The sequence below is a fragment of the Bacillus cereus group sp. MYBK227-1 genome (assembly GCF_051916325.1).
In the GTDB taxonomy this organism is placed as follows: domain Bacteria; phylum Bacillota; class Bacilli; order Bacillales; family Bacillaceae_G; genus Bacillus_A; species Bacillus_A cereus.
On sequence record NZ_JBQAGK010000002.1, the window covers coordinates 528,094 to 548,307 of the forward strand.

The window sequence follows — 20,214 nt, forward strand, 5'->3', positions numbered from 1 at the left end:
AAATGAGTAGGGAAAGGATCGAAACATAATGAAAGAATCACAAAATAAGAAAAAAACAAGTGTAGTAACTAAGGCAATACTATCTCTAGGAGTTGTTTTAGCAACGACCTTTTTCACGTTCTTTTTAATAGGGAAATGGAACTCTATCCCAGTGGAAGGGGTAGCTAATGAAAATATTAGGATAGCTAATACGCAACAACAAGGAAAGAAAGAGGACACATCGCTGGCAAAACAGAAAAGAGCTGATGGAAAACCAGTAGGAAAGGTTGTTTATTTAACATTTGATGACGGTCCTAGCGAATTAACTGGCAAATTTTTAGATGTACTAAAAGAGCAACATGTTGCTTCGACATTTTTTATGCAAGGTAGCAATTTACAGAATACTGGTTTTCAGGAAAATGTAAAACGAGCAGTAAAAGAAGGACATTATATTGGTGCACATAGTATGACACATAATAGTGATAAGCTATACAAAAAAGGACAATTTGTAACGGAGATGAAAGAAACGTTAGCTCTTATTCATAATATTACAGGTACAACTCCTAAACTAGTCCGTCCCCCATACGGATCTGCACCAGGATTAAAGGGGCAGGACATTCGTAACAAAATTGTAGAAGCAGGAATAAAAGTTTGGGATTGGACGATAGATTCAAATGATTGGAAATTAAAAGGTAACCCACAGCAAATTATAGAAAATGTAAAGCGTACAACAACAGAAGATGTGGAAGTAGTTCTAATGCATGAAAAACCACAGACATTACAAGCGCTTCAGGAAATTATTAAATTTTATAAGGAAAAAGGATATGAATTCAGGGTATACAATGAAGCGGATCATTTTCAACTAAACTTCCAGAAAGATCAACGTCTATAGTATCAAATAAATAAATTAAGAGCATGTTCTGATTTATCTTTCTTCAGAACATGCTTTTTTTGCTCGCTTCTATAAGTTTATTACTACCAATTTAACAAAGCAGAATTTACAAGTTACTTTATGGATACCTCATTTTAGAATAACTAACTTATAGAAAAAAATTGAATAATTTTCATGTGTAAGGAAATTTTAAGAAGGATATAGAGGGGATATTTTCCTTTTGTTTTCTAGATAAATGATTACTTACAAAAAAACATTTAGTGGAACGGTTTTTTAAAGCTATTCTGTCAAGAAATTACTAACAATTGGGTTCAAAACATAAACCACTCGATAAATGGGGTAGTATGATGAAAAAACTTAGTAGAAAGCGTTTGAGAAAAGATATTCAGGAACTTGAGAGTGCAAGTATGCTGCTCCAAAATGATCAAGAGTGCGAACTCAAGCAGAGTGTATCTGCGAATGAAGAAGTTTTGAGACAAGTTTTTGAAAATTGTTCCGATATTGTTTTTCGTCCAATAATCATAGATAGTCAAAATAAAATTCTTTTTATTTATATAGATGGATTAATTGACACTAAAGTTGTGGAACAAGTTGTTTTGAAACCAATGATGTTCGAAGGTCTGCCTAGTGGAGTAAAGAGTGTGGATTCGGTAGGAGAAATTATACAAAATCAGCTAATTGCGGTTTCTCAAGTAAAGACAATCTCTAAAGTTCGTGAGGTTATAGAAGCAGTATTGAAAGCGAATGTTGTCATTTTAACAGAAGGAGAAAGTCAAGCTCTAGTCGCTGATTTAAAAGGTTTTGAAAAACGAGGTATTGAAGAGCCGGCTGCCGAGATCTCTGTTCGTGGCCCTCGGGACGGGTTTACGGAAACGATAAGGGTCAATACGAGCCTGATTCGCCGAAGAATTCGAAGCCAAAAACTAAAAATGGAACCTTATTCGATTGGGGAATTGTCACAGACAGATGTGGTAATTGCTTATATTGAGGGAATTGCACCTGATTCGGTTTTGGATGAAGTTCGCCAAAGGGTAAAGCGAATTCAAATTGATGGAGTATTGGAGTCAGCTTTCATTGAAGAGTTTATTGAGGACCAACCCTTTTCACCCTTTCCACAAATTCAAAATACTGAGCGGCCAGATGCGGTTTGTGCAAGTTTATTAGAGGGGAAAGTCGCCATTTTAGTAGATAACACACCTTTCGTTTTGATTGTTCCTATGACATTTTGGACTGGTCTACAAGCAGCGGAGGATTATTATGAACGCTCCATCTACACAACTTTTGTTCGATGGATACGTTTAATATTAATTAATATTTCATTATTTCTTCCTTCTCTCTATGTTGCTATTACAACCTTTCATCCTAAATTAATACCGACAAATTTGCTTATTAGTATTGCAGCTGCGCGAGAAGGCATTCCGTTCCCGGCTGTCATAGAAGCGCTAATGATGGAGTTTTTATTTGAAGGCTTGAGGGAAGCGGGGGTTCGGTTACCAAAACCTGTTGGATCAGCAGTTAGTATTGTCGGAGCACTTGTTATCGGGCAAGCTGCTGTGCAAGCAGGTATTATTTCCGCACCTTTGGTCATTGTTGTGGCGACGACCGGTATTGCGTCATTTGCGTTCCCGCGCTACAACTTAGGAACAGCTTACCGGATGTTACGCTTTCCGATGCTGTTATTGGCAGGGATGCTCGGGCTATACGGTGTTGCAATAAGTACCCTTGCGATTTTGATTCATTTAACTAACATTCGTTCTTTTGGCATTCCGTATTTAAGTCCAGTTGCACCACAGACTCCTCGTGATTTAAAGGATGTTTTTCTCCGAACACCTCGTTGGAATATGACCCACCGCCCAATAATGGTATCTGGTGAAGAGAAAGTCCGTTTTCCAGGTGGACAAAAGCCAGATGAGAAACGGGGAGGGGAAACAGAATGAGCCTGCACAAGGCACTCTGTATGATACTGGTCATTTCTTTATGCTTCTTGACGGGATGTTGGGATCGGACAGAATTAAATGATTTGGCAATAGAATTAGGATGGGGACTTGATCAAGCGAAGAATAATAAGATTGAAATTAGTGCTCAGTTTATTATTCCATCAAAAATGGGAATGGGACAGAGCGGAAGAAGTAATGCAGGAAAAGCGTTTTTTACAGAATCGGGAACGGGAAGGGATACACATGAAGCTATACAAATGATGCAAACAAAAATGTCGAGAGAAATTTTTCGAGGGCACCAGCGTGTAATATTGATTGGAGAAAAAATGGCTAAAAGTGGTCTTGCTCCAGTTTTAGATGCATATAGCCGCGATCCTGATATTCGATTACGAGCAGGTGTGTTTGTCATAAAAGGGAATACTGCAAAAGATTTTCTGAAAGCATCCATCCCTTTAGAGTCTATCCCGGCACTTGGGGCACTTAAAGAGCATATGCAAATAGAGGCAGCGGGAGATATGTCTTTATTAAATTTTCTTATTGCTGGTACGAGTGATGGAATCACTCCGATTTTGCCCGTTATTAAACTAAATGTGTCTCATAAAAAAGGAAAAACTGAGGTCAAAGGGTTTCAAATTGTAGGCGGTGCTATATTTAACAACGATTTCAAATTGGTAGGATACTTGAACATGCAGGAATGGTTAACTACTCTTTGGATAGTGAATCGTTTAAGTAAACAGACAGTTACAGCAACGGCCTCTAAAGGAAATGGTAGTGCAAGTTTATATATGACAAAGATCAATAGAAAAATCATACCTACTATACAAGGGGACACAATTAAGTGTGACATTGTTTTTTCTGGTGAAGGAACAATTCAGGAGAACAATACGAATTTAGATCTTTCGCAGCCAAAAAATCTTACTCTTTTAGAACGTGTATTGGAAAAACAGTCCGAAAAGGAAGCTCTCCAAACTATTAAAAAGGTTCAAAAACAATACGGAACCGATATCTTTGGATTTGGAGAAGCCATTCATCAAAAATATCCATCCGAATGGAAAGAGTTAAAAAAGAATTGGAGTAAACAATTTCGAAAAGTGGAGGTTTCTCTTCATACAAAGCTTACTATTCGGCGAGTAGGACTGACTGGACCACCGTTGCAGTTGAAGAAAAATGAAATGAAAAAATAAGGAGGAATATAGAGTGTGAGAAATTCGATGAAAATCTCTGGCAGGCAAATCTTTTGGATGATGTTCACATTTGAAGTGGGACAATCACTCCTTCTAGTTATTCCAGCGACGATTCGTACTGTCAAACAAGATGCGTGGATCTCGATTTTGATTGCAGGAGTGATAGGGGTTGCTCTTACTTTTTTGGCAACTACACTTGGTTCGCTTTATCCGAAACAAACTCTCATTGAATTTAGTCAAACTATTCTTGGTAAATGGCTAGGAAAGCTACTGATGATTCCTTACTTCTTTGGGTGGTACATGATAATTTGGATAACCGTCCGTGAATTTGGTGAGTTCATTATTATCGCTTTGTTTCATAATACACCTTTGTGGGTCATTGTCTTTACTGCGATGTTATTGCTCATTTTTATCATTTACCAAGGAGGGGTGGAAGGTATTGGACGTTTAAGTGAAATCATAGGGCCAATTGTACTTTTAATGATAACGTTTGTAATCATTTTGAATGTTGGCAATATGAATTGGGATTATATGCGGCCTATTTATCACGATTCTGGCTGGCTTCCCATCCTTAAAGGTTCCTATACTCCTGTAGCCGCATTTTTTGGAGAGGCTGTTATGATGATGATGTTCGTTTTCTTTATGGATAAACCAGAGCAAGCGTCATCAAGGGCGATGTTGGGGGTAGGATTAGCCGTTTTCATGGTAACGATTGGAACATTAGCGGTCATTTTAACATTCGGTCCGAAATTATCTTCAAGTTTTTTGTATCCGGTTTACGATTTGAGCCGATACATATCTGTCATGGAGTTCATTCAAAATGTGGATATTTTGATAGTTATTATTTGGTTTTTTAGTATTTTTGTGAAATTGGCGTTATACATGTTTATCGCTTGTTATGGAACAGCACAAATATTTCATTTGAAGGATTGGCGAAAAGTAGCGTTAGTTCTTGCTCCTATTTCGTTCATCATAGCTGTGTCAGTTAAAAATATCCAAACATTTACCCATTATTACTACATATTTTTCGTAATTCCAATTGCATTTCCTGTTTATGAGCTAGGGATTCCTTTACTGTTATTGGTGGTTGGCAAAATTCGAAGGAAATATGCATAAACCCAATCGGTAATATGTTTGGAGGGCAGGTATACTTTTAGTTTTTTGACTAATATAAAAAGAGAAAAATCCTACTCATAAGTGTAGGATTTTTTGTTTGTATATTACGTTACAAGAGTTTTCTTATTTTCTCTGGAATGTCCTTTTTTGAAATCTATGCAACAGAGTCTTTATAGTAAGAGTATTTTATCGGGGGATAATCAAAAAAATGTATATTACAATATAAAAATTCACTTTAATACTAAAGGATACATGACAACGATTCCTATAAATTCTTCTCAATAATTGAAAATAAAATCAATCCAGATTATTATATTGTTATTGTAATTATAAATGTAATTACATTTTATTGAAGGAGGATACAAAGATGAAAAACTCAAAAGGCTCTATTGAATCAGAGATAAGCAAAGCAATTACTCACTGGGAAAAGGACTACCTAGGACGCGGGTCTATATCCGTTAAGACAGATATATTACGGGATATGATTATCGTAAATTTACAAGGTATTTTAACGCCGGCTGAATATACGGTTTGCGAAACAAAAGACGGTATGCTAACGATAAAGAAAAATCGTTCGGAGCTAGTTGAATCTGGAATTGAAGATTTGAAAGAGATTATATTAGAATTAACTGGAGAAAAAGTGAAAAGTTTTCATACGGATATAAGCTCCCGTACTGGTGAACGAGTAATGATTTTTAAATTGTTTCATAATCTTGAGGAAAAATTTTAAAAATTAAAACCACCGTAGGGTTAGTGGGAGATAATTAAGAAACCTAAAAGTTTTGCGCTTTATTTAAATTTATTAACATGATAATAATTAATAACTTGAAATTATTTACGTATACTGAATTTTAATTGGAATAACGCTCAAAAAAACTGATAAATAAATTGACAAACTGCTTAATATAGTTTATCTTATAATTGTTTTAAAAAATTAATAGATGCTTATTTTAACTGTTTGCTATAATTAAGGCTTTAGCATTTTTTTAATATGTAATATTGACTAAATGAAAAAGTTTCTTAATTGAAAGATAGCGCATAACATAAATTGATATATTGATTGCATAATCTAGGAGATCAGAGATATACTGTTATTTTTAATAGGAGTAATACATACATTACTATCCTCTATAAAATGGGAGCTCTTCAAAAAACTTTATTGAAGTTAGTTGAAGTGAAACCGACAATCTCCATAATTCAATGATGATATAAAATCATTGAATTATGGAAGTTGTCGGTTTTTTTTATGGGAAAAAACGATGTACTAAAAAGAGTGAATGAAAATTGAAATTTAAAAAACTATCGTAATGAAAAGGAATTTTTATAGGCTATTTTCGCTTAGAAGGGAGTATTTAACATGTTAATTTCGCTGAGTTCATCAACACTGTTAACTTTATTTTTTATGGCGCTTAGTGCTTCTTGGCTAAGTGGATTATTATTTTTACATGCAAGGATACCTTTACGTTTTGTTCATATCCATATTGGTATCGCTGCTTTACCATCATTGGTTTCTTTACTCGCACTTGTTAATAACAATGGAGATAGAGTTGTGGGGCCTTGGCATCTAGATACTTTAGCTTGGTTAATGGCTTTCTTTGTTCTTACAATTGGTTTAATCATTCAGCGTTTCTCTGTACGTTATTTAATGGGAGATCGTTCATATCGAAAATACTTTGCACTTTTTACATTTACTACAGGTGTATCTTCGGTTGCATGGTTAAGTGATGATCTTCGCTTAATGCTCATTTGTTGGGGAGCAACGCTTATAGGATTGGTTCTACTTATAGGGCTAAATAAAGGGTGGAAAGTAGTTAGTGAAGCAACTAAAATCTCTGGCTACCTATTTACAATAAGTTGGATTGCCTTACTATCAGCTATCATTTGGCTTTTTCAAGTAACAGGACAGTGGCAGTTAACATCAGTTTTAACGAATGAAAATGTAGTGCTACATGGAACATTGGAGAGAACAGGAATTAACTTATTAATTATATTAGCGGTGATGATTCCAGCAGCACAATGGCCTTTTCAAAGATGGTTAATTGAGTCTGCTGTTGCTCCAACTCCTGTTTCTGCTATTATGCATGCGGGTTTAGTAAATGCTGGCGGTATCATGTTAACTAGATTTTCACCTCTTTTTCATGATGATATTGCACAAATAATTTTACTAATTTTCTCTAGTATTTCTATCTTAATAGGTACAGGAATTAGTTTAGTCCAAGTTGATTATAAACGTCAGCTAGTAGGTTCAACTATTGCACAAATGGGATTTATGCTTATTCAATGTGCATTAGGCGCCTATTTAGCGGCTATTATTCATTTAATTTTACATGGTTTGTTTAAAGCTACACTATTTTTACAAGCTGGTTCTTCCGTGCAACGTTTTGGGGTAGTGAATCAGTCTAATGAAAAGATGTCCAATTTATGGATTATAGTTGGGCGTGTTTTAGGATTATTTATAGCAATTACTTTCTGGTTTATGACTTCTGGAGAGGGGTATCAACTAGTTAGTGCGTTAATCTTAGGCTGGTCACTATACTTTTCATGGAAACAGCTTGTTGTTTTTGGAGAGGGAAGAATGGGACGAATTGCTGGCGTAATTGTTTTGATTGGATTTTCTCTCATTTACTTTACCGTTCATAATTCTCTTTATAAATGGTTGCATACTGATATTTATCAAAGTGTTCAACCTTCAGCTCCAGCCGTTATCTTTGTTATATGTATTTTACTATTTAGTAGTGTTATTAGTACTTTCGTTACTCGTCATCAATCTTCTACTTTATTCGCTGTACTTTATCTTTGGTTAGTTCGAGTAGGTGAGGCGAGACGAAAGTCAGTAGAAAGTCACCCAAGCTATCTGAAACATTATGTATCAAAGGGAGGTAATTCGTGATGAGCATACCGTCAATATTAAAGAAAGATACAAACATTGATATGCAAGAAAATAATATAAATGATTTAGTTGCATCTGCTAGCCGAGTTATTGCGCCACTTTGGCCTATCTCTACGTTTGCAGCTCACCACCCTTGGATGGGACTTGAAAAGCAATCATTTGAACAAGTCGCAAATTGGTTAAAAGAAGCTCGTAATGTGGATATTTATCCTAGTGCCTCCATGATTCATTCGGCAAAAGCGAAAGGTGAGATTGAGGAATCATTTTTACAAATGAGTTTGTCTCGTTGGCTGGATTCACAATCTTTTCATATTCCGCGAGAGAAAGCAGAGCGATTTTGCCAAGCAGCTTTAAAGTTAGAAAAATTACCTTCTAGTCTATTATCATCGCCAGAAGTAAATAAATTGGCAGAAGAAATGAATTATATAAATACAGCAAGTATGCAAGCCTCTGTTATGCAGCCAATAAGTTCGCTTATAGAGAGTCAAAATAGTGAAAACCTATCTGATGTTCTTAATTATCATATCATTAAATGGTGTAAATTATATCTTGATGAATCCGGATCAAATTGGACGATGCCAAATCGAGAGAAAGGTTTTTATCGCGCATGGCAACACCTTATTAAATTTGATCCAGCGCTCAGTAAAAATGAGCGTAAAGTTTTAAAAAATTGGCCACAAGATGCCGAAGTAGCTTTAGCGAGAGCATTATCTGAACTAGGAATTTCTGAATCTAACATACAATCTTACCTTGAAGGGCACTTACTTTCTTTGCCTGGGTGGTCAGGAATGATACGATGGCGCTCACAACAATCAATTCAGGAACAGGAACTTCTCATAGAATATTTAGCAGTTCGAATTTCTATGGAGCTGGCTATTGTAAAACCTTATTTACCTTTAAAAAATCAAAAGGTTGAGAAAAAAGTTTCGATCGTCCCACTTATAGCTTCTTGGATCTATTGGGGGAATATTTCAACACGGGAATGGTTACAAATGCCTGCTACTGAACAAAGTGAATTATTAGTATTCGCTTATCGTTTTGATGAAAATATTCGCAAGAAACTTTGGCTGGAAGCTTGGGAACAAACGCATGCAGAGCAATTAAGGGAGAAGATTGCTTCTACACAACGTGCAACCAATGATAAAAAGCGTGTATTAGCTCAATTAGCATTCTGTATTGATGTACGTTCAGAACCGTTTCGTCGCCATCTTGAAAAATTAGGTCCGTTTGAAACATTTGGAATAGCTGGTTTCTTTGGGTTACCAATTGCAACTAGTGAACTAGGTAGTAATAACAACCATCCTTCTTTGCCAGTTATACTCAAACCGAAACATCAAATAAAAGAGCTCACAAATGAAAATGAACTTAAATCTTATGAGCAACGTAAGAGGGTAGGCAGTTCGGTACGTTATACTTTTAAAACGATGAAACAGAACGTACTGACAAGTATGGTGCTACCTGAGTTAAGTGGTCCTTTACTTGGTCTACAGATGGTGACAAGAAGCTTTGTCCCAAGAGGAGTTGGTGGCTTCATTCGTAACCTTCGTAAAACTATGTTACAAAAACCTGATACAACATTCTCGCTTAATCATGTTCATGACACAAAGGGCGAGATACCTATCGGTTTTACGAAAGAAGAAAAAGTGAACTATGTGCGTCAAGCTTTAAAAATGGTGGGACTGACAGAAAAATTTGCTCCTTTAGTTGTAATGTGCGGACATAGTAGTCAAAGTACGAACAATCCTTATGCTGCAGCACTTGAGTGTGGTGCTTGTGGCGGAGCAGCAGGAGGATTCAATGCAAGAGTTTTTGCTACTTTATGTAATCTCCCAGAAGTGAGAGAGGCGTTGTTTGTGGAAGGTATTAAAATTCCTGAGGATACCATTTTTGCAGCAGCTGAACATAAAACAACAGTGGACGAATTGGAATGGATTTACGTCCCAGAACTTTCGGAAACTGCGCAAGAAGCATTTGATTGTATCGAATCGATTATGCCAAATGTGAGCCAACATGCAAATAGAGAGCGTTTAACGCAATTACCAAATTTTAAAACGAAAATAAAAAATGCGAGTAAAGAGGCACATCGATTTGCAGAAGATTGGAGTGAAATACGTCCAGAATGGGGATTAGCTCGTAATGCATCTTTTATTATCGGGCAACGAGAATTAACTCAGGATTGTGACTTAGAAGGTAGGGCTTTCCTTCATAATTATGATTGGAAACAGGATGAAAGTGGCGATATATTAGCTAACATTATTGCAGGACCAGGAACAGTAGCTCAGTGGATAAATCTACAATATTACGCTTCAACTGTAGCTCCTCATTATTATGGTAGTGGAAACAAAACAACCCAAACTGTAACCGCGGGTCTAGGTGTTATGCAGGGAAATGCAAGTGATTTGTTGCCAGGCTTACCTTGGCAATCCGTTATGCAGTCAGATAGTGAGACGTATCATTCACCACTTCGTTTACTAATTGTAATTCAAGCGCCTAGTCAATATATAGAACGTTTGCTAAATAATGATTTCACATTTCGAGAAAAAGTTCAAAATGGATGGGTTAGACTTGCAAGTGTTGATCCAGAGGGACACTGGAAAAACTGGTAACAATCATGTAATGAATTATCAACTATTGTTACTAGCTTAAAAGTTTCATAAATAAAATAATGAAGAAGGAGTGCTCCATATGAATTCAAAGAATAAAAAAGTTTTATTGTTAACAGACATTAAACATGAAATAGAGCCTATTATCCAACAAGTAACTAACATTCAACAAGAAAACATGTTGACTATACACAGCTACGATTCTGTAATTGTGCATCCTTATGGAGATATAATGAGATCTATTATTATTGCTATTTATCAAGAAAATGTTAAAGAAATTTTCGTTGTAGGAATAGAGGATAAAGAAACTGATGTAGTTAATCTACAAATTCAACGTGATTCCATAAAAAATAACAGGGAACTAGACTATCTCTTTGAAAATTGCATGCCTGAATTTTCAAGTGGTAGCCTTGATGAATGGCTAAGTGGAAAAGAAAATGTTAGTGAAAATATTGAGAAGAGTATAGATATGATTTGTCATCATCCACTAGTACCGTCTGATGTTAAAGTTCATGGTTTCAAGATTGATAGAACAGGGGAAAAAGAAACGGTTGTTAAAGTTTCTGTTAATAAAGTAGTGAAACAAATGCATTCTTATGTGTAAGTTATCGATAGATAAGCAACTTTTATTTAGTAGATACTATAATATGTTAAATATTTGGAGTTGTTTCCTTTAAAAAAGAGTAAAAGAAATCTTCTATAAATGGAGATCTTTTGCTCTTTTTATAATAAAAATAAAAAATTATTTGACGTTTTTTCGAAAAAATTTTTAAGACAAGGCTTTTAGGTTTATGAAAACCTTTATTCATGATAGCAAGATAATTTTGATAAGAAGTATATAGTAAGAATGATTTGGAGATACCGATGGGGATATAACTATTTTATTTAGGACGGTGCAATTAAAATGGATTTACAGCAAGGGAAATTATATTGGAACACGACTTTTTCTAATACACCTTCTTATCCTCGTTTGGACGAAGATATAAAATGTGACGTACTAATAATAGGAGCAGGAAGTTCGGGTGCTCAATCAGCATACTATTTGAGTGAATCAGATTTAAATATTGTTATCGTTGATAAAAGAAAGGTAGGACATGGAAGTAACCTTACAAATACAGCACTTATTCAATATTTAGGTGATAAGATGTTTTTTGAACTTGTAAATACATTTGGGGAAGAGTATGCAGTTAAGCATATGAAATTATGTGAACAAGCTATTAATGATATTGAATATGCTGATCAAAACTTGCCTTATTGCTCTGACTTTAAACGACGTGACAGCTTATATTATGCAAGTTATGAAGAGGATATAAAGAAATTAGAAAAGGAACTGTATTATTTACATAAGCATGATTTTAAAGCGGCTTGGTTATCAGAAAAACAAATTGGACAGAGATATCCATTTAAAAAACGTGCAGCTATTTATACGTATAATGATGGTGAAATAAATCCTTATAAATTTACACATAGTTTATTAGAAAAAGCCTCTAATAAAGGAGTTCACATTTATGAAGATACAGAGATTGTTGGCAAAAAGTTAGAGAAAGAATGTGCTATCTTTTATACAAAGGAGGGCAATTCTATTACTGCCAATAAAGTAATTGTGGCTGCAGGATATGAAGGATTGGAATTTAAAAAGGAAAAGAACGCTACACTGATTAGCTCATATGCAATTGTTACTAATCCTGTGGAAGATTTATCTTCTTGGTATAAACGCACTCTCATTTGGGAAACTGCGAGACCATATATTTATATGAGAACTACTGTAGATAATAGGATTATTATAGGTGGATTAGATGAAGATACAAACATTGCTCAAGAAAGAGATTCAAAATTAATCCATAAAAAAGAGAAATTAGTGAATGAATTTAATAAGCTCTTTCCCAATATAACAGTTGAACCTGAATTTTATTTAAGTGCTTTTTATGGTGGTACTCATGATGGTTTACCTATAATTGGAATGTATGAAGAGTTTCCAAATTGTCACTTTATCTATGCGTATGGAGATAATGGATTAGTTTATAGTATGGTACTTTCTAAAATTGTTCGAGATATAATTATTAACGGTTCAAGTCCAGATTTGAATTTATATTTACAAACTAGACCAAAACTAAATGAGTAAACTGCATGTATACAAAATCATAGTAGTAAGGAGCTTATTTAGGGTTCCATTATAAAAAAATGCTATTTTAAATGTATTAGTTTCATGTGACTATTTGTTATGTTTATGAATGCTTAAATAAAGCATTCATAAACAATATTATTTGTTAAATCCATTCATTTTACTAAGTTCAGTTATTTGTATAATCCATTCTTTTTTTAGGTAGGGTAGAGTTGCTTGGATATGATGATATTCCCATTCTTCCTCAATGATAGGGTAAAGATCAAATAAGTGTTTTTCTTCATCATTTGTTACACTTGCTTTAGGATTGTCAGTAAGTTTAAAATAAATGTCGCACCATCCGCTATAGTTTGTTAACATGAATAAAAAATTAGGACATGTGAATTCGATGAGGTATATTTCTTTCTCTAATTGAATATCTGATAGTAATTCCCTTGCAGTCTCAAAAGTAGGCTTCTTTTGGTAACCATTGCATGAATGCCATGCCCAAATGGGGAAATCTATAATAAAGTCAATACCTTTCTGTTTCATGTGTCTTACAATGTATTTATATGCTGTGCAATCTTCTTTACTAACAAAAATAGGATCGGCTATAAGCTTACCTTCATTCAAAAGTGTATTTATGGCATTTTGGTTTTGAAAAGTCCATAGGATTGTTGAATCTATAGATGTATTTAAGTTTGATTGTTTATAAAATTGTTTTTTCATCTTTCTCTCCATTTTCTTTTTTATTTTATAAGAGTTTAAGATAAGTACAAAGTGCATTATATTTTTATCTTTATTAAGAGTTGGAAAAATCCATTAAAGATAGAAGAGTTTGTTTGCAATTACAAAAAATGATTCTTATAATCATTTAAAAATAACAGAAGTATTTGTTCTAATAAAGAATGAATTGTGCTTTAAGAATTAGAAAGGATAGCCATGCAAAATAAAATTATTATTATGTTTCAAAAAGATTTTCGTTTATATGATAACCCAGCTCTATTTGAGGCTGTTCAGTCTGGTGAGGTTCTTCCTGTATATATACAAGATGAAACTTTTTCAATAGGAAGTGCGTCAAAGTGGTGGTTGCACCATGCTGTAATAGATGTAAAGAAGCAACTTGAGGCATTGGGCTCTACTTTAATAATTCGTAAAGGACGTACGGAGGAAGAAATACTTTCTCTCATAGAGCAATTAGATATAACGGCTGTATATTGGAATATTTGTTATGATCCGGACAGATTACAATCTAATCAAAAAATGAAAATGATGTTAGAGGATAAAGGTATTATCTGTAAAGAATTTAATTCGCATTTATTATTAGAACCGTGGATTATTAAAAAGAAAGATAACACTGAATATAAGGTGTTTACGCCTTTTTACAATGCATTTCAAAAGCAGGTAATACCTAAACCTTTTAGCAGAGTGCAGAGTATAAAGTGGGGGAACTCTTTACCAGCAAGCTTATCTGTTTCAGAATTACAATTGTTGCCGATTATACCGTGGACATCTCATATGGAAGTAATATGGGATCCGACAGAAGAAGGGGCATATAAAACATTCAAGAAATTTTTCTCTAGTAAATTAGTCTCTTATAGTGAAGGAAGAGATTTTCCAGGTCAAAATGTCCATTCGATGTTGGCACCGTATCTTTCATTTGGTCAAATATCAGTAAAGCTAATGTTTCATTACTTAATAAATAAAAGTACCGAAAGACAATGTAGTCTTTTTGAAAAACAAGTTAATAGCTTTATACGTCAATTAATTTGGCGAGAGTTTTCTTATTATTTACTATATCATTATCCATTTACAGTATATAAACCTCTTAATAAGAGCTTTGAAAATTTCCCGTGGGATAAGGAAGAGGAGTTATTAAGAGTATGGCAAAAGGGGAAAACGGGTTATCCGTTTATTGATGCGGGAATGCGAGAACTATGGCAAACAGGTTTTATGCATAACCGGGCAAGAATGGCTGTAGCCTCTTTTCTTGTAAAGCATTTGTTAATTCCGTGGCAAGAAGGAGCAAAATGGTTTATGGATACACTACTAGATGCTGATATTGCAAATAATACAATGGGATGGCAATGGGTTGCTGGAAGTGGAGCAGATGCATCACCGTACTTTCGTATTTTTAACCCAATCACACAAGGAGAAAAGTTTGATAAAAATGGAGAGTATATAAGAAGATGGGTACCAGAATTAAGAGATATCCCAAACAAATATATACATAAGCCTTGGGAAGCACCTGAGCATATTTTACAAAAATCCAATATAAAACTTGGGGATACATATCCTTTTCCGATTGTTGATCATAAGGCAGCACGGGAGAGAGCCCTTTGTGCATATAAAAGTATGAAAGAATTTGTATGAAATAGGTTAAACAATATGTATTTTGAATTTTAATATTAGAATTTTATCCATTACAAGGACATACTAATCATATAAAGTTTCTATAATCTTCTAGTAAAAAGGAGAATGTTTATGAAAAAATCTAGTATTATAGTATTTTTACTAACATATGGTTTGTTTTATGTTTCTAGTGTTTTATTCCCTATTGATCGTACTTGGTATGATGCGTTAGAAAAGCCGTCTTGGACACCATCTGGCATGACAATCGGAATGATATGGGCTGTATTATTTGGACTTATTGCATTATCAGTTGCAATTATTTACAACAACTATGGATTCAAGCCAAAAACATTTTGGTTTATTTTCCTTTTAAATTATATGTTCAATCAAGCGTTCAGCTACTTTCAATTTAGTGAAAAAAATTTATTTTTAGCAACAGTAGATTGTTTACTAGTCGCTATTACTACGTTACTTCTCATTATGTTTTCTTCCAATTTATCTAAAGTATCGGCATGGTTGCTAATCCCATATTTTTTATGGTCTGCATTTGCTACATATTTATCTTGGACAATTTATAGTATAAATTAAAGACGTAAATGAAAACTTGAGCACAATGAAAATGCTCGAGTTTTTATGTTTATTAATGATAATCTAAAGTATAGAATATATACATCTTAGGGAGGTCATATGTGTGAAGAAATGGATAAAAATTGTTCTGTACTCTGTATTAGGTATTTTAATGATCGGAAGTATTACTTTTTTAACTTGGTCTCAGTTTACTTATAAACCAACGAAAGAGGCTTTGTCTTTAGTAGATGATAAAAAAGATGAAGATTATATAGTTTTTGGAGAGAAAGATGCAAAAATAGGAGTTATTTTTTATCAAGGAGCTAAAGTAGAAGCCGAGGCTTATAGTTACTTAGGAGAAGCTCTTGCAAAAGATGGGCATTTTGTAGTAATGCCTAAGTTACCATTAAATTTAGCGATATTTGGAATAAATGAGGTAGACAGTGTAATTGAACAGTATCCGGAAGTTCAAAAATGGTATGTTGCAGGGCATTCAATGGGAGGAGCTATGATTTCTAAGTATGCCTTCCAACATGAAGACAAGGTAGACGGGATTATTTTCTTAGGTTCGTATCCTGCAGATGACTTCTCTACTAAGTCGATTCCGATGTTATCAATTTACGGGGAAGTAGATGCTTTAGCAACTGTAGAAAAAATAGAGAACAATAAAAAGTTCATGACAAAGAATACAAATATGCACATGATAAAAGGGGGCAATCATGCTCATTTTGGCATGTATGGTGAGCAAAAAGGTGATAATGCGAGTTTAATTACGGCAAAAGCACAACGAGATGAAACAGTGAAAGTAATTGAAGAATGGTTATTGAAACAATGATAACGAATTTAATAAATCTACCGAAAGAATTATCCAAACGGTAGATGGGAGAGAGAATAAAGAGCCAAATCGTATGAATTGGCTCTTTTATTTATTTGCTATCTCCAATTGTCTCCTTATTTTCTCCGGAATATCCTCTTTAGAAATAATATCGTAAGAATACACATACTTTCCTTTCACATGAATTTTTAAGTAAGTTTTTCTTATAAAATCATTAGGCGTGTTTGTTCCAACATTATATTCTTTTTCATTGCTTAATTCATCAACAGCTTTTAGTGAGTACATAGCTTTTCCTTTTTGAAGATAATCTGGAACACCATATCCTTTCGCAACGGCATATACATTTTTTTCTTCAGCAATCGGATTAAATCTGTCTAAATCCCCGCGTAATATGAAAGGTAGTAAGTATATAGGAAGGCCTATTCCTAATATGCAAATTACAAATTTTCTCATTATCGTTTCTCCTCTTGTTCATTTACATGCTCCAGTATAGAAAAAAATTCTTATAAATATAGAGGGAAATTTCTTAAGGTTTTCTTAATAAAGTTTCACCATGTGAAAAAAACTAACTGGAGCATTAAGCTTGCGGAATGAATAACCAAATAACTTTTTTCTTTATTTTTTGATATTTCTTAAGAACCTATCAAGAAATAAGTGAGTTTTAGGATTTAGAATAAATGTATCTTACAGTAATAAGAGAATTATCTAAATAAATTAGAGTGAGAACAATTAAAGAAAGTATCTTGTGGGGTGCTGCTTTCTTTTAGAATAGAGAACCCCATGGGTCAGTTACATGTAATGCAGCGCTGCGCTTCTATGTCACTGAAAAATCCAATGATAAAAAAAGAGGGGGAAGGCATTTTTTATTGAAGTTTGTTAATGATAGATTTTTAACTAGTTAGGGGGGATCGTAAAATAGATTATTAATCTCTTTAATAATTTTTATTTTCCTTATAGTTGGCATGTTCTATTAGAAATTTTAAATTTTGGAAGGAGAATCAATAATTATGGGTAAGAAAAGAAGAATAAGTAATAAGTTATTACTTGTCAGTGCAATTTTTACAATAGCAATTCCTTCAGTCTCATATGCGGAGGAAGTAATTTCACCTGAAAATTTTACGAGTTCTTCAAGTTTGTATGAGGGACGGAATACGGAAGTATTGAAAACAAGCTTATATCCTGATACATATAACTATCCGTTTAACTACCAATTTAGTTCGAAATTAAAGGAAGCAAACACAACTATAAAAAAAGTAGACAATAGTGATGATGAAAATCCTATTATATCTACTACTCTTTCATTTATTCGCCATATGAATAGTGAAGATTATAAATCTGCATTTGATTTAACCTCAAGGTCATTACAGAAAATAATATCCGAAGAATGGTTGAAGAGCTATTGGGAGGGACTGCCAGTTCAATTACAAGCAGGTTCTTTTATAGAAATTGGAGAGGTTACACAAAAAGAGACAAATCCTGTTCATACAAATGTGGAGATTCAATTAGTTTTTGAAAAAATGACTGTACCTTTACTAATTAAACTAGATCCATCTGGAAAAATAGACGATTTTCAACTCAGCATGTCGTTTAGTCCTGTTGCAGAGCGTCCATCATATAGTAAGCCTGAGTCATTTGTTGATAAAGAAGTAGTAGTTGGAAGTGGTGCATTTCCATTACCAGGAACATTGTCGGTTCCAAAAGGAAAGGGGCCTTTTCCAGCGGTTATTCTTGTTCAAGGATCAGGAGCAACTGATCAGGATGAAACAGCGTTTGCTTTAAAACCATTTCGCGATTTAGCTGAAGGTCTTGCATCGAAGGGAATTGCTGTCCTTCGCTATAATAAAAGAACGTATGAACATGGGTTGAAAACACAATTCAGTCCCTTTTATACAGTTGATAAAGAGACAACAGATGATGCTCTTCTTGTAACTCAATTTCTTAAAAATGAGCCTCTAATAAATAAGAATCAAATATATATTCTTGGTCATAGTCAAGGTGGAATGATGCTTCCGAAAATGATTGAAAAAGACCAAAATAAAAATATTGCTGGAGCAATTGTAATGGGAGGGCCAGCTCGTACGATCCAAGACGTTGTTTTAGATCAATTTGAGTACCTTTTCTCTATTGGAGCAATGAACCTGGATCAATATAAATTCTACAAATCGCAATTTGAATTATTAAATGATCCCAACTTCTCTGGTCAGAATCCCCCAAAAGATTTTTACTTAGGTTCAGCAGTATTTTGGGATTCTATACGGAAAATTAAAGCGGCAGAAATGTCAAAAGAACAAAAGACACCGCTTCTTATTATTCAAGGAGAAAGAGACTATCAAGTTCAATCAAAAATTGAAATTCCTCTTTGGAAAGAACAATTAAAAGAACGAGATAACGTAGATTATCGACTATATCCAAAGTTAAATCATTTCTTTACAGAGGGTGATGGGGAAATAAGTAAGCCAGATGAATATTATAGTCCTGCTAATATCCCTGAGTATGTTATAAATGATATTGCTGCTTGGGTGCAAGGCAGATCGCAATTAAATTAGCAACCATATGTTTTAATAAGGACTTTCTTTCCGTAATCAAAATAGAAATATTTTGATTAGGTTGTATGTTTTTTTAAAGCACTCTTTGAAAAGGAGTGCTTTTTTATTTTGCTATGATTTCTATAAAACAATGGGCTTACCTTCCAAACAAATCGTTATTTGGAGCGCTTTTATCAAAGCAAAGTGCTTGTGACATTTCTTTGATATTAAAAACATGAATAACCTATTGTGTAAAATTTTTTGAAAATTTAGGTTTAACATCTTTAAAATAGGTGTATTACATATTACATAACAACTAAATAAAAAAATAAAAAATCTAAAGGAGGAAAGATACGATGCATACGAATGAAAGAAAAACGGTAGTTTATGAATATCAAAATGAACAGGAAGTAGTTATGAAAGTAAAAGAGCTAGAATTGCAAGGGGTTCGCCACGATGACATTTATGTTTTAGCACATGAAAAACATATAACAAAAAGGATTGCGGATGATACAAACACAAATACGATTGGAGTAAAAGAACAAGGATTGGGAACAAGTATTATCAACTTTTTCTCCAAAAAAGGGGACGAACTTCGAAATCAAATGGAAGAAATGGGGTTGTCGAAGGAGGAAGCTAACTTATATGAAGAAAAACTAGATCAAGGGAAGATTTTACTCCTAGTAACAGCTGAAGTACCAATGGCGAATGCTAGGCAGCCGCAAAACTATCATTCTCTGTAATAGATTGCAACATATGATAAATAGGTAAGGGAATTATTTTAGTTTGTAGCATGGAAGAAAATAAAAATAGAAAAGGATGAGAAAAATGAAACATACAATATTTAAATATGCTGTGATTGGAATTACGACCGGAGTTATAGTCTCCCTATTAAAAAAAGAAAATCGGAAAGCTATACAAACAAAAGGAAAAAGCGTAAAAGAAAAATTACAAGAAGGAAACATAAAGGAAACATTGGAGAAGGTAACTGAGACAAGTAAACAATTTTCTGTAACTGCAGCTAATGTTGCAAAACAAACATTACCACAACTGCTTACAGCCACACCAGTTGTCATTTCTACCATTAAAGACTTAACAGAAAACGAAAATAATAAAAAGAAAACAGGTGAAAAGGATTACGAAATAAATGAAAATAGTAAGAACTTAGACGGGGAAAAAACGAAAAATGAAAAGAAATATGTGAAAGAAGGGAAAGAAGAGAGTGCCTAGATT

General features: G+C 33.9%; 17 protein-coding genes. 15 read left to right on the forward strand and 2 right to left on the reverse strand.

The window, feature by feature from the left end:
* Positions 1 to 28: 28 nt before the first annotated feature.
* The 9 genes from ACTFRM_RS09785 (at position 29) to ACTFRM_RS09825 (ending at position 12,723) form a co-directional block, all read left to right on the forward strand.
* Entirely contained in the window at positions 29 to 871 is an 843-nt protein-coding gene (locus ACTFRM_RS09785) for a polysaccharide deacetylase family protein (RefSeq protein ID WP_440043267.1), read from the forward strand.
* A 344-nt stretch (positions 872 to 1,215) separates the two neighbouring features.
* Positions 1,216 to 2,808, forward strand: a complete 1,593-nt coding sequence (locus tag ACTFRM_RS09790) for a spore germination protein (RefSeq protein WP_025688055.1) — start codon at positions 1,216 to 1,218, stop codon at positions 2,806 to 2,808.
* Positions 2,805 to 3,992, forward strand: a complete 1,188-nt coding sequence (locus ACTFRM_RS09795; protein WP_000052113.1) for a Ger(x)C family spore germination protein — start codon at positions 2,805 to 2,807, stop codon at positions 3,990 to 3,992. Before ACTFRM_RS09790 ends, ACTFRM_RS09795 begins: the two co-directional genes overlap by 4 nt.
* A gap of 27 nt (positions 3,993 to 4,019) precedes the next feature.
* The gene (locus tag ACTFRM_RS09800) at positions 4,020 to 5,108 is read left to right on the forward strand and encodes a GerAB/ArcD/ProY family transporter (RefSeq protein WP_440043380.1); all 1,089 of its coding nucleotides are present in this window, start codon (positions 4,020 to 4,022) and stop codon (positions 5,106 to 5,108) included.
* Between the two features lie 367 nt (positions 5,109 to 5,475).
* The gene (locus ACTFRM_RS09805) at positions 5,476 to 5,838 is read left to right on the forward strand and encodes a DUF2294 domain-containing protein (protein ID WP_000798162.1); all 363 of its coding nucleotides are present in this window, start codon (positions 5,476 to 5,478) and stop codon (positions 5,836 to 5,838) included.
* 627 nt (positions 5,839 to 6,465) lie between these two features.
* Positions 6,466 to 7,998, forward strand: a complete 1,533-nt coding sequence (locus ACTFRM_RS09810) for an NADH dehydrogenase subunit 5 (RefSeq protein ID WP_025688059.1) — start codon at positions 6,466 to 6,468, stop codon at positions 7,996 to 7,998.
* Positions 7,998 to 10,604 (forward strand): DUF2309 domain-containing protein, encoded by a 2,607-nt coding sequence (locus ACTFRM_RS09815; RefSeq protein ID WP_025688060.1) that lies wholly within the window; start codon positions 7,998 to 8,000, stop codon positions 10,602 to 10,604. Before ACTFRM_RS09810 ends, ACTFRM_RS09815 begins: the two co-directional genes overlap by 1 nt.
* Positions 10,605 to 10,683: 79 nt before the next feature.
* Positions 10,684 to 11,205: a carbonic anhydrase gene (locus tag ACTFRM_RS09820; protein ID WP_025688061.1), complete on the forward strand. Its 522-nt coding sequence runs from the start codon at positions 10,684 to 10,686 to the stop codon at positions 11,203 to 11,205.
* Positions 11,206 to 11,505: 300 nt separating this feature from the next.
* Complete coding sequence (locus ACTFRM_RS09825; RefSeq protein WP_440043268.1) at positions 11,506 to 12,723, forward strand: NAD(P)/FAD-dependent oxidoreductase; 1,218 nt, start codon at positions 11,506 to 11,508, stop codon at positions 12,721 to 12,723.
* 138 nt (positions 12,724 to 12,861) lie between these two features.
* Here ACTFRM_RS09825 and ACTFRM_RS09830 read toward each other — a convergent pair whose 3' ends face one another.
* A complete protein-coding gene (locus ACTFRM_RS09830) occupies positions 12,862 to 13,431 on the reverse strand; it encodes a DUF3841 domain-containing protein (protein WP_000743888.1) in 570 nt (189 codons plus the stop codon).
* 213 nt (positions 13,432 to 13,644) lie between these two features.
* Here ACTFRM_RS09830 and ACTFRM_RS09835 point away from each other — a divergent pair, with 213 nt between their 5' ends.
* The 3 genes from ACTFRM_RS09835 (at position 13,645) to ACTFRM_RS09845 (ending at position 16,456) form a co-directional block, all read left to right on the forward strand.
* On the forward strand, positions 13,645 to 15,075 hold the full coding sequence (locus ACTFRM_RS09835; protein WP_001179936.1) for a cryptochrome/photolyase family protein: 1,431 nt from the start codon (positions 13,645 to 13,647) through the stop codon (positions 15,073 to 15,075).
* Positions 15,076 to 15,186: 111 nt separating this feature from the next.
* The gene (locus tag ACTFRM_RS09840) at positions 15,187 to 15,642 is read left to right on the forward strand and encodes a TspO/MBR family protein (protein ID WP_000749751.1); all 456 of its coding nucleotides are present in this window, start codon (positions 15,187 to 15,189) and stop codon (positions 15,640 to 15,642) included.
* Between the two features lie 103 nt (positions 15,643 to 15,745).
* Positions 15,746 to 16,456, forward strand: coding sequence for an alpha/beta hydrolase (locus ACTFRM_RS09845; protein ID WP_000758851.1), 711 nt, complete (start codon positions 15,746 to 15,748; stop codon positions 16,454 to 16,456).
* Positions 16,457 to 16,543: 87 nt separating this feature from the next.
* Here the strand turns inward: ACTFRM_RS09845 and ACTFRM_RS09850 are convergent, their stop codons facing one another.
* Complete coding sequence (locus tag ACTFRM_RS09850) at positions 16,544 to 16,909, reverse strand: YxeA family protein (RefSeq protein WP_001225226.1); 366 nt, start codon at positions 16,907 to 16,909, stop codon at positions 16,544 to 16,546.
* A 554-nt stretch (positions 16,910 to 17,463) separates the two neighbouring features.
* Between ACTFRM_RS09850 and ACTFRM_RS09855 the strand changes: the two genes are divergently transcribed.
* From ACTFRM_RS09855 to ACTFRM_RS09865, 3 genes are all read left to right on the forward strand, one after another.
* On the forward strand, positions 17,464 to 19,002 hold the full coding sequence (locus tag ACTFRM_RS09855; protein WP_000516858.1) for an alpha/beta hydrolase: 1,539 nt from the start codon (positions 17,464 to 17,466) through the stop codon (positions 19,000 to 19,002).
* 335 nt (positions 19,003 to 19,337) lie between these two features.
* Positions 19,338 to 19,724, forward strand: a complete 387-nt coding sequence (locus ACTFRM_RS09860; protein WP_000557320.1) for a general stress protein — start codon at positions 19,338 to 19,340, stop codon at positions 19,722 to 19,724.
* 85 nt (positions 19,725 to 19,809) lie between these two features.
* On the forward strand, positions 19,810 to 20,211 hold the full coding sequence (locus ACTFRM_RS09865; RefSeq protein ID WP_000683216.1) for a hypothetical protein: 402 nt from the start codon (positions 19,810 to 19,812) through the stop codon (positions 20,209 to 20,211).
* Positions 20,212 to 20,214 lie beyond the last annotated feature (3 nt).